At 72.3% G+C, this 14905-nt stretch carries 12 protein-coding genes; 6 read left to right on the forward strand and 6 right to left on the reverse strand.

All coding sequences use genetic code 11. The features are described from left to right. Window positions 1-14 precede the first annotated feature (14 nt). Complete coding sequence (locus DEI94_RS05050) at window positions 15-2441, forward strand: beta-xylosidase/alpha-l-arabinosidase (RefSeq protein WP_111027431.1); 2427 nt, start codon at window positions 15-17, stop codon at window positions 2439-2441. A 140-nt stretch (window positions 2442-2581) separates the two neighbouring features. Here the strand turns inward: DEI94_RS05050 and DEI94_RS05055 are convergent, their stop codons facing one another. The 5 genes from DEI94_RS05055 to DEI94_RS05075 all read right to left on the reverse strand — a co-directional run bounded on the left by DEI94_RS05055 (window position 2582) and on the right by DEI94_RS05075 (window position 8027). Continuing rightward, window positions 2582-3466 carry a phytanoyl-CoA dioxygenase family protein gene (locus DEI94_RS05055; protein WP_111012785.1) on the reverse strand — a complete coding sequence of 295 codons (885 nt, stop codon included), beginning with the start codon at window positions 3464-3466 and terminating at the stop codon, window positions 2582-2584. Between the two features lie 189 nt (window positions 3467-3655). After that, complete coding sequence (locus DEI94_RS05060) at window positions 3656-4651, reverse strand: acetylxylan esterase (protein ID WP_111027372.1); 996 nt, start codon at window positions 4649-4651, stop codon at window positions 3656-3658. Next, the gene (gene xylB, locus DEI94_RS05065; protein ID WP_111011452.1) at window positions 4652-6166 is read right to left on the reverse strand and encodes a xylulokinase; all 1515 of its coding nucleotides are present in this window, start codon (window positions 6164-6166) and stop codon (window positions 4652-4654) included. Then, window positions 6159-7352 (reverse strand): xylose isomerase, encoded by a 1194-nt coding sequence (gene xylA, locus DEI94_RS05070; protein ID WP_111011453.1) that lies wholly within the window; start codon window positions 7350-7352, stop codon window positions 6159-6161. The genes xylB and xylA overlap by 8 nt, the downstream gene beginning before the upstream one ends. Window positions 7353-7478: 126 nt before the next feature. Continuing rightward, window positions 7479-8027, reverse strand: a complete 549-nt coding sequence (locus tag DEI94_RS05075) for a TetR/AcrR family transcriptional regulator (RefSeq protein ID WP_111027373.1) — start codon at window positions 8025-8027, stop codon at window positions 7479-7481. A 20-nt stretch (window positions 8028-8047) separates the two neighbouring features. On the opposite strand from DEI94_RS05075, the gene DEI94_RS05080 reads away from it, so the two are divergent. Then, a complete protein-coding gene (locus tag DEI94_RS05080) occupies window positions 8048-9070 on the forward strand; it encodes a ketopantoate reductase family protein (RefSeq protein WP_258378058.1) in 1023 nt (340 codons plus the stop codon). On the opposite strand, the gene DEI94_RS05085 is transcribed toward DEI94_RS05080, so the two are convergent. Next, a complete protein-coding gene (locus DEI94_RS05085; protein ID WP_111027374.1) occupies window positions 9045-10241 on the reverse strand; it encodes an ROK family protein in 1197 nt (398 codons plus the stop codon). The two genes, DEI94_RS05080 and DEI94_RS05085, sit on opposite strands and share 26 nt — an antisense overlap. A gap of 261 nt (window positions 10242-10502) precedes the next feature. On the opposite strand from DEI94_RS05085, the gene DEI94_RS05090 reads away from it, so the two are divergent. From DEI94_RS05090 to DEI94_RS05105, 4 genes are all read left to right on the forward strand, one after another. Continuing rightward, window positions 10503-11597 (forward strand): substrate-binding domain-containing protein, encoded by a 1095-nt coding sequence (locus DEI94_RS05090; protein ID WP_220037233.1) that lies wholly within the window; start codon window positions 10503-10505, stop codon window positions 11595-11597. After that, a complete protein-coding gene (locus DEI94_RS05095; RefSeq protein WP_220037234.1) occupies window positions 11594-12640 on the forward strand; it encodes an ABC transporter permease in 1047 nt (348 codons plus the stop codon). The genes DEI94_RS05090 and DEI94_RS05095 overlap by 4 nt, the downstream gene beginning before the upstream one ends. 2 nt (window positions 12641-12642) lie before the next feature. After that, a complete protein-coding gene (locus DEI94_RS05100; protein WP_111012780.1) occupies window positions 12643-13473 on the forward strand; it encodes an ATP-binding cassette domain-containing protein in 831 nt (276 codons plus the stop codon). Window positions 13474-13695: 222 nt separating this feature from the next. After that, complete coding sequence (locus tag DEI94_RS05105) at window positions 13696-14904, forward strand: PP2C family protein-serine/threonine phosphatase (protein ID WP_111027375.1); 1209 nt, start codon at window positions 13696-13698, stop codon at window positions 14902-14904. Window position 14905 lies beyond the last annotated feature (1 nt).

Here is a 14905-nt window from a genome sequence, read left to right on the forward strand (position 1 = left end):
CGACGCCGCCCGCCATGCCCACCGTGTCCGACCGGGTCCGCGCCCTGCACGCGCGGATGACCCTCGAGGAGAAGGCGGCGCAGATCGTCGGCTACTGGCTCGACCAGAACGGCGTCGTCGCACCGATGCAGGGCGAGATGGCCGCGGGGCAGGACGGCTCGGCCCCGCTGGCGGAGGTCACCCGCGACGGCATCGGCCACTTCACCCGCGTCTACGGCACGCGACCGGTCGACGCCGAGGAACGCGCCGCGTGGCTCTGGGGCGAGCAGCGCCGCCTCAAGCGCGAGACCCGGCTCGGGATCCCCGCGCTCGTGCACGAGGAGTGCCTGACCGGGCTCGCCGCATGGCGCGCCGCGACGTTCCCCACGCCACTCGCCTGGGGCGCCGCGTTCGACCCGGAGCTCGTCGAACAGGTCGGTCGCGCCATCGGGGACTCCATGCGCGAACTCGGCGTGCACCAGGGGCTCGCGCCCGTGCTCGACGTCGTCCGCGACCCCCGCTGGGGCCGCGTCGACGAGTGCATCGGTGAGGACCCGTACCTGGTCGGGACCGTCGGTACCGCGTACGTGCGGGGGCTGCAGGACGCCGGCGTGCACGCCACGCTCAAGCACTTCCTCGGCTACTCCGCATCGCGCGCCGGGCGGAACCACGCCCCCGTGCACGCCGGGCCGCGCGAGGTCGCCGACGTGTTCCTGCCCCCGTTCGAGATGGCGGTCCTCGACGGTGGCGTCCGATCCGTCATGAACTCCTACGCCGAGATCGACGGCGTGCCCATGGCCGCGAACGGCGACTACCTGACCGGGGTGCTCCGGGAGCGCCTCGGGTTCGACGGCGTCGTCGTGGCGGACTACTTCGCCGTCGCGTTCCTCGAGGTCATGCACGGCGTCGCGGCCGACCGGGGTGAGGCGGCCGCGCTCGCACTCGAGGCCGGCATCGACGTCGAGCTGCCGACCGGTGACGCCTACCTGCAGCCGCTCGTCGACCGCGTCCGCTCGGGCGAGTTCGACGAGGCGTACGTCGACCGTGCGGTGCTCCGCGTGCTCGCGCAGAAGGAGTCGCTCGGCCTGCTCGACGACGACGCGTACGAGGACGAGCCGCCGACGGCGATCGACCTGGACTCGCCGCGCCACCAGGCGCTCGCCCGGCGGCTCGCCGAGGAGTCGATCGTGCTCCTCCACAACGACGGCGTGCTGCCGATCGGGAGGTCCGGGGTCGACTCCGGCGCCGGTCGTCCGGCACCCGCCCGGGTCGCCGTGATCGGTCCGAACGCGGATCGGGCCGAGGCCCTGCAGGGGTGCTACTCGTTCGCGAACCACGTGCTCGCCGGTCACCCCGACCTGCCACTCGGGTTCACGATCCCGACGGTGCTCGAGGCACTGCCCGGCGCGTTCGCCGCGGCGGGCCTCGAGGCCACCGAGATCGTGCACGCCGTCGGCTGCGCGGTCGAGGGCGACGACACGACTGGCTTCGCGGAGGCCGTCGACGCGGCGGCCGCCGCCGAGCTCGCGGTCGTCGTCGTCGGCGACCAGGCCGGACTGTTCGGCCGGGGCACCGTGGGCGAGGGCAACGACTCCGAGTCGCTCGAACTGCCCGGCGTGCAGCGGCAGCTCGTGGAGGCCGTGCTCGCCACCGGCACGCCGGTCGTCGTGGTCCTGCTCACCGGTCGGCCGTACGCGATCGGCTGGGCGCTCGACGGCACGGGCCCGAAGCCGGGCGCGGTGCTGCAGGCGTTCTTCCCCGGTGAGGGCGGCGGGCTCGCGATCGCCGACGTGATCACCGGTCGGGTCGCACCGTCCGGGCGTCTGCCCGTGTCGCTGCCCCGGTCCGCGGGGGCGCAGCCGTACTCGTACCTGCACCCGGTGCTCGGCGGGCCGTCGGACGTCACCGCGACGGACTCGACGCCGCTCCGGCCCTTCGGGTTCGGGCTCGGGTACACGACGGTCGCGTACTCGGACCTCGTCGTCGACCGGACCGTCGGCGCCGGGGACACGTTCACGGCCGCCGTGACCGTGACGAACACCGGTGCGACCGCGAGTGGCCACGTGGTGCAGCTGTACGGCCACGACGTCCAGGGTTCCGTGACCCGTCCGGTGGTGCAGCTGCTCGGCTACGCGCGGGTCGACCTCGAGGCGGGGGAGTCCGTCCGCGTCGCCTTCGACGTGCCGACGACGCGGTTCGCCTTCAGTGACCGCCGCATGGTCCGGGTCGTGGAGCCGGGCGACGTCGAGGTCTGGGTCGGCGATCACGCGGCGGCGTCGGCGGCCCCCGTCGACACCGAGGAGACCACGGGCGGCGTCATCGTGAACGAGAAGCAGGCCGTGGCGCAGGACCTCCCGGGCTCCGCGACGCCGCGCGCGACGCTCACGATCGCGGGGCCGGTGCACGAGGTCACGACGGCGGACGAGCGGCTCGTCGCCTGGCGGGTCATGTCGGGCGTCTGACGCGCGGTGCCCGCCGGGCGGGCGCCGGGCCTCCGCCCCGGTTCCGCGAGATCGCAGAAGATGCCGCTTCCAAGCCATGGGGAGCGGCATCTTCTGCGATCTCGGTGGGGGGGGGGGGGGGGGGGGGGTGGGCCTGGGGGTCAGGCGCCGCCCATCATGAGGCCCTCGATGTCGTGCTTCTGCACGATGGGCGTGAGCTCGTCGACCACCGGGCAGACGAGGTGGTCGCGGACCCGCTGGGGGAGCGACTCGTGGAACGCATGCGTGACGGCCATGTCGTGGTGCTCGGCGTTCCCCGCACCGGGTGCGTCGATGCCGAGCACGAGCACCGGACGCGGCTGCGACGAGAAGTTCTGCGTGCCCCGGTGGATCGTGAGCGCGGACCGGGCCGCGATGTCACCCATGTTCGGGTACTTGCGGACGGCACGCTCGGCGTAGCGCGGCGCGAAGGACGCCGGGGGGAACATCTCGTGGTCGAACTCGGGTGAGAGGTCCCACTGCGTGCCGAGGGCGATCTCGAACGGGCCCATCTCGTCGACCGTGTCCACCGCCGTGAGGTTGAAGGCGAGGGACGTCAGCCGCCGGTCCTCACGCGTCGCCTCGGGCATCCGGAAGTCGCGGTGCCACGGCTGGTTCTTCGCGCCCGGGAACGGGATGTCGAAGCCGAGCTCGACAATCTGGTACTCCGGCCCGAGGACCGCCTCGCTGAGCGCGCGCACCCACGGGTGGTCGACGATGTCGACCCAGCCGCGGAGCTGCTCGGGGTGGATCTCGACGTAGTAGCGGCGCGGACCGCGGCCCATCGTGCCGCCCTTCCGCGCGAGGGCCTGGTGGAACGCGACGTACACGTCCTCGGCCATGTCGGTCGCCCACTCGCGGGAGAAGGCGCCCTTCTTGCCGATCGTGCCGTCGGTGTAGAGCGCGCGCACGGCCTCCGCGATCTCGGGCGAGGCGCCCTCGGGAACGGGGATCCGGTCGGGGCCCCCGAGGCTGATGTCCTCGAGGTCGGTGCTGGTGTCGGTCATCGTCGTCCTTCCGCCGTCGCCCTCGCCGTCGAGGGCACGTCAGCAGTATCGTCCTCCCACCCTGCCGGGCTCCTCCGGTCCTCCGCGAGATCGCACTTGTTGCCGCTCTGGACAGCGCCAGAACGGCAACAAGTGCGATCTCGCGGATGAGGGAGAGGCGGGGGAGGGGGAGGCGGGGGACGAAGCGGGCTAGAGGTGCGCCGCCAGGAACCTCGCCTGCTTCGGCCAGTGGTGCCCGCCGCCGCCCTCGTGCCCGTTGTACGGGTAGACCTCGATCACGGCGTCCTCCGACGCGAGCGCGTTGAACGCCGCGAACGTGGTGCGGGGCGGCACGATCTCGTCCATGAGCGCCACGGAGAACAGCGCCGGTGCCGTGATCCGCTTGGCGAAGTTGACGCCGTCGAGGTAGCTCGCCGTCGTCCACACCGCCTCGGCGTGGTCGCGGTGCACGGCGAGGTAGCGCACGAGCTCCTGGTACGGGTCCCTCACCGCCACCTCGGCGCCGTGCTCCCAGTCGGCCAGGAACGCGACGTCGGGCATGACCGCGACGACGCCGTCCCCGTGCGACTCGGCGAGGGCCGCGGCGGCGATCGCGATGCCGCCGCCCTGGCTCCCGCCGGTGACCGCCACCCGCGCCGGATCGACGAACGCGAGCGTCCGCACCGCGTCGACGAGCCGCAGGGCATCCGTGTGGACGCGCCGGTAGAAGTGCTCGTGCGGATCGAGGATCCCGTTCGTCATCCACCCCGCGACCTGCCCGTTCGACGCGTGCGGGTCCGGCGTGTCACCGCCGTTGCCCCAGCCGCTGCCCTGTCCGCGCGTGTCCATGACGACGTGGACGTACCCGGCGAGGGCCCACTGCACGCGCTCGCCCGGCAACCCGCGGCCACCGTTGTAGCCGAGGTACTCGACGACGACCGGGAGCCGCTCGTCCCGCGGCCGGCGTGGACGGGTGACCCACGCCCGGACCGGCTCGGCCGCGAAGCCGGGGAACACCAGGTCCTCGACGACGAGCTCGGTGATCGGCGTGCTGGCCGGCGTCAGGACGGGTCCGACGCCCGCCGTCGTCGCGGCCTGCCGCGCTTCCGAGATCGTCGTCCGCCAGAACGCGTCGAAGTCGTCCGGCTCGCGCACCACCGGCCGGTACGCGCGCAGTTCGGCGAGCGGGAGGTCCGTGAACGGCATCTACAGGCTCCTGCGGTACGCGGCGAGCACCTCCGGCCGCGGATCGGCCGGGATCGTGTCCGCCGCGAGCGGCCAGTCGGGCAGCGCACCGCCGAGCACCCACGCGGCCTGCCGCGCGGCGCCCGCGGCGACGTACTCGCCGGGGTCGGGGATGAGCACGTCGCGCCCGAAGACCTGCGCGGCGATGGTCCGCACGGCGGGGTTCTGCGCCGCTCCGCCGATGAGGAACAGGCGCTCCACGCGGGTCCCCGTGCCCTCGACGGCAGCGAGACCGTCGGCGAGCGCGCACAGCATGCCCTCGACGGCGGCACGTGCCAGGTACGGGCGCGTGGTCGTCAACGGGGTCATGCCGAGCAGCGAGGCGGTGGCGTCGGGCCGGTTCGGGGTGCGCTCACCGACGAAGTACGGCACGAGCACGAGTCCGCCGGCGCCGGCCGGGGCCTCGAGCGCGAGCGCGCCGAGTTCGCCGTGGTCCGCGCCGAGGAGCCCGCCGATCACCTCGAGCACGCGCGCCGCGTTGAGCGTCGTGACGATCGGGAGGCGCGCCCCCGTCGCGTCGGCGAATCCCGCCACGGTCCCGCTCGGGTCCGCCAGGGAGGCCGTGGTGACGCCGAACACGGTGCCGGACGTGCCGAGGGACACGGCGACGTCGCCCGGCCCGAGGCCGAGGCCGAGTGCGGCACCGGCGTTGTCCCCGGTGCCCGGGCCGACCACGAGACCGGCGTGCGCGACGGCGCCACCGGGGAGTGCGACCTCCCGGTCGAGCGTGCCCATGGCGGCGGACGGCTCGACGACGCGGGGGACGACCACCGCGTCGCCGCCGTCCGTCGCGGTGCCGGGCCGGGCCTCCCGGAGCACCCGCCCGAGCGCCCGCTCGAACAGGTCGGCGTCGTAGGCGCGGCGGGCCGGGTCCCAGTAGGCGGTGCCGCTCGCGTCCGACGCGTCGGTCGCGAGTGCGTCGAGGTCCGGTCCGAGCGGGCTCTCGTCCGCCGGGCCGTAGCCGCGGAGGCGCCAGGACAGCCAGTCGTGGGGGAGCGCGACCGCGGCCACCCGGGCGGTGTTGTCGGGTTCGGTGTCGCGGAGCCACCGGAGCTTGGTCGCCGTGAACGAGGCGACCGGGACGAGGCCGGTGCGCTCGACCCACTGCTCCGGGCCGAGCTCGTCGACGAGGTCGGCCGCGGCACCGGCGCTGCGGGTGTCGTTCCACAGGAGCGCGGGGCGGATCACCCGGCCGTCGGCGTCGAGCACGACCATGCCGTGCTGCTGCCCGCCGACGGCGATCGCGGCGACGTCATCGAGGCCGCCGGCGTCGGTGATCGCCGCGCCGAGGGCGTCCCACCACGCGGCGGGGTCGACCTCGGTGCCGTCCGGGTGGCTCGCACGACCGGAGCGGACCACCCGGCCGCTGCGGGCCTCCCGGATGACGACCTTGCAGGACTGCGTGGACGAGTCGACCCCGGCGACGAGGAGGTCCTCGTCACCGGGGTCGGTCGTGCTGGCGAGCGACTCAGCCACGCGCGCCCATGAGGTGCTCGAGGGTGAGCTGCTGCAGCTTGACGAAGCCGAAGCCCTTGCCGCCGAAGTACGCGTCGGCGTCGAAGTCCTCGAAGGCCGAGCGGTCGGCGAGGAAGTCGTCGTACGACTCGCCCTCGTTGAGCGTCGGGGTGCGGAGCTCGGCGACCTTCGACGCCTCGAGCGCCGCCTGCACCTCGGGGTCCGCGCGGAACGCCTGCGCGCGCTCCTTGAGGAGCAGGTACATGCGCATGTTCGCGGCGGCGGAGTCCCAGACACCGTCGAAGTCCTCGGTGCGGCTCGGCTTGTAGTCGAAGTGGCGCGGGCCGTCGTACGCCGGGCCACCCTGCGGTGCGCCGTGCTCGAGGAGGTCGACGAGCGAGAACGCGTTCTGCAGGTCGCCGTGCCCGAACACGAGGTCCTGGTCGTACTTGATGCCGCGCTGGCCGTTGAGGTCGATGTGGAAGAGCTTGCCCTGGTAGAGCGCCTGCGCGATGCCCGCGGTGAAGTTGAGGCCGGCCATCTGCTCGTGCCCGACCTCGGGGTTGATCCCGAACAGCTCCGGGCGCTCGAGGGTCTCGGTGAACGCGATCGCGTGCCCGAGGGTGGGCAGGAGGATGTCGCCGCGGGGCTCGTTCGGCTTCGGCTCGATCGCGAACCGGATGCCGTAGCCCTTGTCGGTGACGTAGTCGGCGAGGAGGTTGACGGCCTCGCGGTAGCGCTCGAGCGCCGCCTGGACGTCCTTGGCGGTGTCGTACTCGGCGCCCTCGCGACCACCCCACATGACGAACGTCGTCGCACCGAGCTCGGCGGCGAGGTCGATGTTGCGGAGGACCTTGCGGAGGGCGAACCGGCGGACCTGCCGGTCGTTCGAGGTGAACCCGCCGTCCTTGAACACCGGGGCGCTGAAGAGGTTCGTCGTGACCATCGGCACGACGAGGCCGGTGGACTCGAGCGCGCCCTTGAGGCGGTCGATCTGCTTCTGGCGCTCGGCGTCGGTCGAGCCGAAGGCGAACAGGTCGTCGTCGTGGAACGTCAGGCCGTAGGCGCCGAGCTCGTCGAGCTTCTCGACGGCCTCGACGACGTCGAGCGGGGGACGGGTCGGACCGCCGAACGGGTCGGTGCCGTTGTACCCGACGGTCCAGAGACCGAACGAGAACTTGTCGTCGCGGGTGGGCTTCGTTGCCATGGTGCGCTCCTGAGGGGGTTTGTTGTGAGTCACAACGTATTGCACGACGGACGGGTCCGCAAGGGCGCGCGGCGCGTCGGCTCCTGACCGATCGCCGGCCCTCCGGCGCGTCGTCTCGCCGCTCGGTCAGCGGGCCTCCAGTCCGCGGATGACGAGTTCCGCGACGGAGCGGGCCTCCATCGCCCAGTCGGGGCGGTCGATCGCGGAGCCGATGCCGTGGAGTGCGATCATCACCGCGCCCGGGGTCACGTCGTCGCGGATGGTGCCGTCAGCGGCCGCGCGGGCCATCAGGTCCGCGACGGTGCGCTCGAGTTCGCTCCCACCCTCGGCCTGCGTCGCCGGGGTGACGAGGGCGGCGAAGGCGCGCGCGAGGGCGACGTGCTCGATCACGTGGTCCACGAACGCGCGGAGGAACCCGGCGAGCCGTTCGCCGGCCGGCCGCGATGCGTCCCGGGCACGCTCGCACAGCGCCGCCACCTCGTCCTGGTAGACCGCGGCGGCCAGTGCCTCCCGTGTGGGGAAGTGGCGGTAGAGCGTCCCGACCCCGACGCCAGCCCGCTCCGCGAAGTCGTCGAACCGGATCTGTTCGTCGTGCTCGAACACCGATCGCGCGGCCGCGACGATGGCGTCTCGGTTCCGGCGCGCGTCAGCGCGTAGGGCCCGCTCCTCGGCCATGTGCCCTCCCGGTTGACGAAATGGAGACGACCTCCGTATCGTCCAGACCGGAGATCGTCTCCATATTAGTGATCGGAGGCATGATGCGGATCCTCATGGTCGGCCGGGGCGTCATCGCGACGATCCACGGCCAGGTGCTCCAGGAGGCCGGGCACCATGTCGAGTTCCTCGTCCGCCCGGGCCGGACTCGCGAGTACGGGGCCCGCGTCCGCACGGATCTCGTCGACGGCAGGCGGGGACTGCTCGGCCGACGGCGGCGCACCACGTTCGCGATCCGGCTGCGCGAGTCCGTCGAGCCGGGGGACGGCTTCGATCTCGTCGTGCTCAGTGTCGGGCACCATCGTCTGCGGGAAGCCGTGGCGTCCCTGGCTCCGGTGGTCGGCGCGGCCACGGTGCTGGTCCTGGGTAACGTGTGGGAGGACCCCGTCGCCGCGGTGGCTCCGCTCCCCGCGGATCAGGTGGTGTTCGGGTTCCCCGGCGCAGGCGGGGGATTCGACGGCGACGGCGTCCTGCACGGCGCGCTGCTCCGTTCGGTCGTGCTCGGCTCGAGCGGGACGCCGGGTGATCGACGGGCACCCGAGGTGCGGACGACGTTGCAGCAGGCGGGACTCGTGGTCCGGGACGAGCCGGACATGCGCGGATGGCTGTGGTCGCACTTCGTCATGGACGCGGGCATGTTCTCCCAAGCGCTGACGAGCGGCGGCCTGGCGGCCATGATCGGAGATCGCCGCGCGCTTCGCGGGGCGTTCCTGACGAGCCGGGAGCTCCTCCCGGTCCTCGCGGCGCGGGGGGTCGACATCGGGCGCCACCGCGGCGCGACGACGCCCGCTCGGTTCCCCGGGATGACGGCCGCATCGGCGGCGTGGGCCACCCGCCTGCTCCCGATCGCACGGGCGAGCCTGGCAGCACACACCGATCCCCACGCGGCGGAGCCCCGTGCCGTGCTGGAGGACATGCTCGCCACCGCACGTGCGCTCGGCATCGCGACCCCGCGGCTGGAGCGGTCGGTCGAGGGGCTCAGCCCAACGTCGGCAGCTCGGTGAGCACGTGCTCGAGCGGCAGCGACGCCGCGCCGATGAGCAGGATGTCCGCGCCGAGCTCCGCCCGTCGGATCTGCACGTCGGGGACGAGCGGCGCGAGCAGGTGCGCGTCGAACGCGTTGCGGAGGCGCGGACCGTCGGCCGCCGCGAGGGCCGCCAGGAACCCGCCGAGGACGATCCGCTCCGAGCCGAGCACGTTCACGACGCTCGCGAGCGCGATCGCGAGGGTGTCGATCTGGCGCTCGACCTCCGCGACCACGGCGCTCGACCGGCTGCTGCCGCCCTCGGTCGCGGCGAGGAGCATCCGCTCGAAGGTGTCGGGGTCGGGTTCGCGCACGTCGAGCACCGCGGCGAGCCGAGCCCGGGTCACCGCGGCCTCCAGGGTCCCGACCAGGCCGGCGCTGTCCCGCGACCCGTCCGTCCGGATCGACACGTGGCCGATCTCGCCGGCGTGGCCGCTCGCGCCGAGCAGCGGCACGCCGCCCGTGACGATCCCACCGCCGATGCCGCTCGCCCCGCCGTTGACGTAGAGCAGGTCGTCCGCACCCCGGCCGGCGCCGAACACCCACTCGGCCGCGGCCCCGAGCGAGGCCTCGTTCGCGGCGCGGACCGGCATGTCCAGCGCCGAGGCGAGCTGGGCGGCGAGTGGGACGTCGTGCCAGTCCAGGTGCGGCGCCAGGCGGACGACCCCGTCGGCGACGCGCACGAGCCCGGGGACGGCGACGCCCGCGCCCACGACCACGGCACCGGGCGGGAGGTCCGCGCGGATGGCGGCCACGGCCTCCTGGGCGATGGTGGCGACGCGTTCCGGTGTCGGAGGCTGGTCCACGTCGACACGGACGCGCCGGACCACGCGGCCGCCGAGCAGCACCGCGGCGACCCGCACGGCGTCGATCTCGGGGTGCACGGCGATCCCGACGGCCCGGTCGGCGGGCCGGACCGTGGGGCTCGGACGGCCGACCGATCCCGCGCCACGGACCTCGTCCTCGACCACGAGCCCGCGGTCGACGAGCTCGCCGACCAACCCGGCGACCGTCGAGCGGTTGAGGCCGCTGAACCGGGTCAGGTCGCTCCTGGTGGCGGGCGTGGCGTGCACACGACGGAGCAGCGACGTGAGGTTCTGGTGACGTCCCAGGTCCTTCCGCCGCGCCTGCGACGCGCTCGCTTCCGCCATCCCGTGATCGTAGCGACCGCGCCCGACCGGGCACCGACATCGTTGTCGTCCAGCGATCAGGCCTGCTTCGGGGGACAAGCCTGGGTGAGCGCTGTTCACAAACCAGTGGATGGGAACGTTCGCTCAGCTTTCTTGACCGCCCTGAGAGACCGGGTCTAGGAATGCCCCAATCCGTGGCACCGAAGCGCGGGGGAGACGCGTCGGACACCGACGCCGTCCTCGTCGTCGGTGCCGCACGCAGCCCGATACGAGGAGGTATCCGTGGAAGACGACGCGGTCGAGAACGCAGTTGCGGCGATGGGGGCCGGGCCCGGCCCGAGCCGGAGGGGACTGGTCCGCGGAGCGGGGCTGGCAGGTGCCGCCGCGTTGGCGTCGGGCCTGCTGTCGTTCTCCGGCGGGGACATGGCGAGCGCGGCCGGGAAGGCAGGGAACTTCCCGTCGACGCCCGGGTTCAAGTTCGTGTTCATCAACCACGTGACCACGAACACGTTCTTCCAGGCCACGCAGTACGGACTCGCCGACGCCGCCTCGATGCTCGGTCTGCCGAAGCCCCAGTGGACCGGCTCGGAGACCTCGAACGTGTCGCAGATGGTCAGCGCGTTCAACACCGCGGTCAGCGGCGGCGTCGACGGCATCGCCGTGTCACTCGTCGACAAGACCGCCTTCAACGAGCCCGTCAAGAAGGCGCTCGCCGCGGGGATCCCCGTCGTGTCCTACAACGCGGACGTCACCGGGAACGCGCGGCTCAACTACATCGGCCAGGACCTGTACGCGTCGGGGCAGGCCGCCGGCGAGCACATCGCGAAGCTCCTGCCGAACGGCAGCAAGATCGCGATCTTCATCGCGACGCCGGGTGCCCTCAACATCCAGCCGCGAGCGGACGGTGCGATCGCGGCGCTCAAGGCCGCGAACAAGGGGTTCCAGGTCAAGCAGATCGCCACCGGGGCCGACGAGGGCAAGGAGCAGAGCGCGATCGACGCGTTCTACACCGGGAACAAGGACTACAAGGGCCTGTTCGCGGTCGATGCGGGCAGCACCCAGGGCGTCGCGAACGTCATGAAGAAGTACGACCTGGCGTCGCAGGGCTACAAGGGCGGCGGGTGGGACCTCCTGGCCTCCACCGAGAAGTCGATCCGCCACGGCATCCTCAGCTTCACGATCGACCAGTCCGCGTACCTGCAGGGGTTCCTGCCGACGCTGTACCTGTACCTGTACAAGCTGTCGGGCACGCTCGTCGCACCACCGCTCACCGACACCGGCCTCAAGTTCGTCACGAAGAAGAACGTGAAGCCGTACCTCAAGTCGACGAACCGGTTCGAGGGCAGCTCGTCCGCTCAGAAGTACCTCACGTCGTGAGCGACGACGCCATCGGCCTCCAGACGGAGTCGCCCACCCCGGCACCCATGTCGTCCGCACCCCGACCGGCTCGCCGCGGCCTCCGCGGCGGGCCGCTCGGGGGTGTGCTCCGGATCCGCGAGTTCTCGGTGCTCGTCGTCGACGTCGCGCTCATCATCTACTTCGCCGCGACGAACCACGCGTTCCTGACGGGGTCGAACATCGGCAACATCGCGAACTTCCTCAGCGCGGCGGCGATCATCGCGGCGGGCGAGGTGTTCCTGCTCATCTGCGGCGAGATCGACCTGTCCGCGGGCATGACGTTCGCGCTGACGCCGATCCTCATGGTGACGTTCGCCGACGCGATGCCGCTGTGGACGGCGCTCCTGCTGGCCCTCGTCGTCGCGACGCTCATCGGGTTGTTCAACGGGGTCGTGAACCAGTACCTCAAGCTGCCGTCGTTCATCGCGACGCTCGGGACGCTGTACGGCCTGCACGGCGTGGCCCTCGCCATCGCGGGGAGCACACCGCTGCCGGCCCCCACGAAGGGCGCGCTCGTCGCGGTGTTCGGCGGGTACCAGTGGTCCGAGCTCATCTGGGCGGTGCTCATCGTCATCGTCATGCAGGTCGTGCTGACGAGCACCCGGTCGGGCGTGCACACGATCGCCACGGGCGCGAACCTCGTCGGCGCCTCCGAGGCGGGCATCGCGGTCCGGCGCGTCAAGATCCGGGCGTTCATGCTCACGTCGCTGTTCGCCGGGCTCGCCGGCATCCTCGACGGCACGAACATCGCCAAGTCGTTCGACCCCAACGCGGGCGGCAACGACCTCATGTTCATGGCGATCGCGGCCGCGGTGCTCGGCGGGACGTCGCTCATCGGCGGCTCCGGCACCGTCGTCGGCGCCTTCCTCGGTGCGCTGCTCCTGGCCGTGCTCCAGGACGGCTTCAACATCGAGGGCATCTCCGCCACCACGTTCGTCATCGTCGAGGGCGCGGCGATCCTGCTCGCGATGATCCTCAACATCTACCTCGCGCGCTTCCGGCAGCGAGCGAAGGAGCAGTAGCCATGACCACCACCACGGGTACGGGCACGACCGACCGCACGCCGGGAGGCACGCCACCGGCCCTCGAGGCACGGCACGTCAGCAAGCGGTTCGGGTCCGTCACCGCCCTGCGCGACATCAACCTGCACGTCGGCAAGGGCGAGGTCCTCGGGCTCATCGGCGACAACGGTGCGGGCAAGTCGACGCTCATCAAGATCCTGACCGGCTACCACCAGCCGACGGAGGGCGAGCTGTTCCTCAACGGGGACCCGGTCACGTTCACCGGCATCGGCGACGCGCGGGAGCGGGGCATCGAGACGGTGTTCCAGGACCTGGCGCTCGTCAACACGCTGCCCGTGTACCTCAACCTCTACCTCAACAAGGAGCTCCGGCGCGGGCCGTTCCTCCGCCGCTCGGAGATGCGCGAGAACGCTCGCCGGTACCTCGACGACATCGGGATCCGGATCGCGTCGGTGAACGACGAGGTCGCGAACCTGTCGGGCGGCCAGCGGCAGGCGATCGCGGTCGCGCGATCGGTGTACTCCGACGCGAGGATCCTGCTGCTCGACGAACCACTCGCGGCCATGGGCGCGAAGGAGGGTGGCATCATCCTCGACTTCATCTCGATGCTCCGCGAACGCGGCGAGGTGTCGATCATCCTCATCGCGCACAACTACACGCAGGTGTTCGACGTCTGCGACCGCGTCAACCTGCTGCAGCACGGCGAGATCACCCTCGACAAGCGCACCGACGAGGTCTCGGCCGAGGAGGTCCTCGACATGGTGGCCAAGGAGTACCGGCGCGGCGGACGACTGGCCGAGGGGCGGGGGCGGCTGCTCGACGAGGTGCGGTAGCGGCGGCGCGGCCCGGTTGGTCTGCCCCAGTCCAGGGGCGAGATGACCCCGGCGCGCCCCGCACGGCTCGCACGGCACCCGATCATGCGGTAGACAGAGTGGTACGCGCTGGATCCGAAGCCATCGGCCGGCGCGGGCGGCACGTGTCGACCGGGACCCCCTGGAGGTCCCGCCCGGACGCGCCACCGTTTTCCGTGTGCTCGTGATCAGGAGGCATGCGCTGTGGGGACCCAACCGACCCTCGACGACGCGACGACCGACCAGCCCCGCGTGCGCGAGGACCGACGGCAGCGCGCCGTCGAGAGCCTCGGGCTCACCGAACCGGACCGCAACCCGCGCCTCGACCGGATCACCCGGATCGCGCGCGCCATGTTCGGCGTGATGATGTCCTCGGTCACGGTGATCGACCGGGACCGCGCGCTCTACATGGGCCGGGCGGGGTTCGACGACGCCGAGTCCGGCCGGGGGGACACCCCCTGCAAGCTCGTCACCGACACGGGCGAGGTCATCACGACGGACGACGCGCGCCTCGACCCCCGGTTCGCCGACATCCGGCCCTTCGTCGAGAACGGACTCGCCTTCTACATCGGGCACCCGCTCACCGACGCCTCCGGCAACGTCGTCGGGTCGTTCTGCCTCATCGACAAGGAGCCCCGGACGCTCTCCCCCCGCGAGATGCAGGAGTTCACCGACCTCGCTGCGTGGGCCCAGGAGGAACTCCTCGCCGAGGCCGAAGCCGTGCGCGCGCGCGACACCCAGCAGGCCCTGCTGCCGGAGCGGCCGCTCGTCACGGACGAGGTCCGCGTCGAGGGCGTCTGCATCCCGTCGCTCGGCGTCGGCGGCGACTACTACGACCACGGTGTCGTCGGCCGCCTCGTGCACGTCGCGATCGGCGACGTCATGGGCAAGGGCACCGCGGCGGCGATCCTCGGAGCCGCCACCCGTGCCGCGGCCCGGACGATCGTGCCCTCGATCACCGACGAGGTCTCGCTCGGCGCGGCCGTGGACCGCATCGAACGGGCCATGACCGGGGACCTCCAGCGCACGAACGCCTTCGTGACCTACTTCCACGCCACCATCGACCTCGACACTGGGCGCCTCGCCTACGTCGACGCCGGCGCGGGGCTGTCGATCCTCGTGCGCGCGGACGGGACGGCCAAGCAGCTCACCGGCACGGGCCTCCCGATCGGGATCCTGCCGCAGCCACACACCGCGCAGACGACGACGCTGTACCCGGGCGATCGCCTGGTCCTCGTGAGTGACGGGGTGCTCGACGTGCTGGACGACGAGATCGTCTGGCCGGACGAGCTCGCCGGCTACACGCGCGAGGCGGCCGACATCCGCGCCCTCGTCGAACGCATCCGGTCACTCAGCGCCGAGCGGGTGCCGCTCGACGACGTCACCGTGGTCGTCGCGGAGTACCGCCCGTGAC

Source organism: Curtobacterium sp. MCBD17_040 (assembly GCF_003234805.2).
Taxonomy (GTDB): Bacteria; Actinomycetota; Actinomycetes; order Actinomycetales; family Microbacteriaceae; genus Curtobacterium.

Coding starts and splice junctions, on each gene's coding strand:
- DEI94_RS05050 (WP_111027431.1), top strand. CDS start 15: ATGCCCACCGTGTCCGACCGGGTCCGCGCCCTGCACGCGCGGATGACC.
- DEI94_RS05055 (WP_111012785.1), bottom strand. CDS start 3,466: ATGACCGACACCAGCACCGACCTCGAGGACATCAGCCTCGGGGGCCCC.
- DEI94_RS05060 (WP_111027372.1), bottom strand. CDS start 4,651: ATGCCGTTCACGGACCTCCCGCTCGCCGAACTGCGCGCGTACCGGCCG.
- xylA (WP_111011453.1), bottom strand. CDS start 7,352: ATGGCAACGAAGCCCACCCGCGACGACAAGTTCTCGTTCGGTCTCTGG.
- DEI94_RS05075 (WP_111027373.1), bottom strand. CDS start 8,027: ATGGCCGAGGAGCGGGCCCTACGCGCTGACGCGCGCCGGAACCGAGAC.
- DEI94_RS05080 (WP_258378058.1), top strand. CDS start 8,048: ATGGAGACGACCTCCGTATCGTCCAGACCGGAGATCGTCTCCATATTA.
- DEI94_RS05085 (WP_111027374.1), bottom strand. CDS start 10,241: ATGGCGGAAGCGAGCGCGTCGCAGGCGCGGCGGAAGGACCTGGGACGT.
- DEI94_RS05100 (WP_111012780.1), top strand. CDS start 12,643: ATGACCACCACCACGGGTACGGGCACGACCGACCGCACGCCGGGAGGC.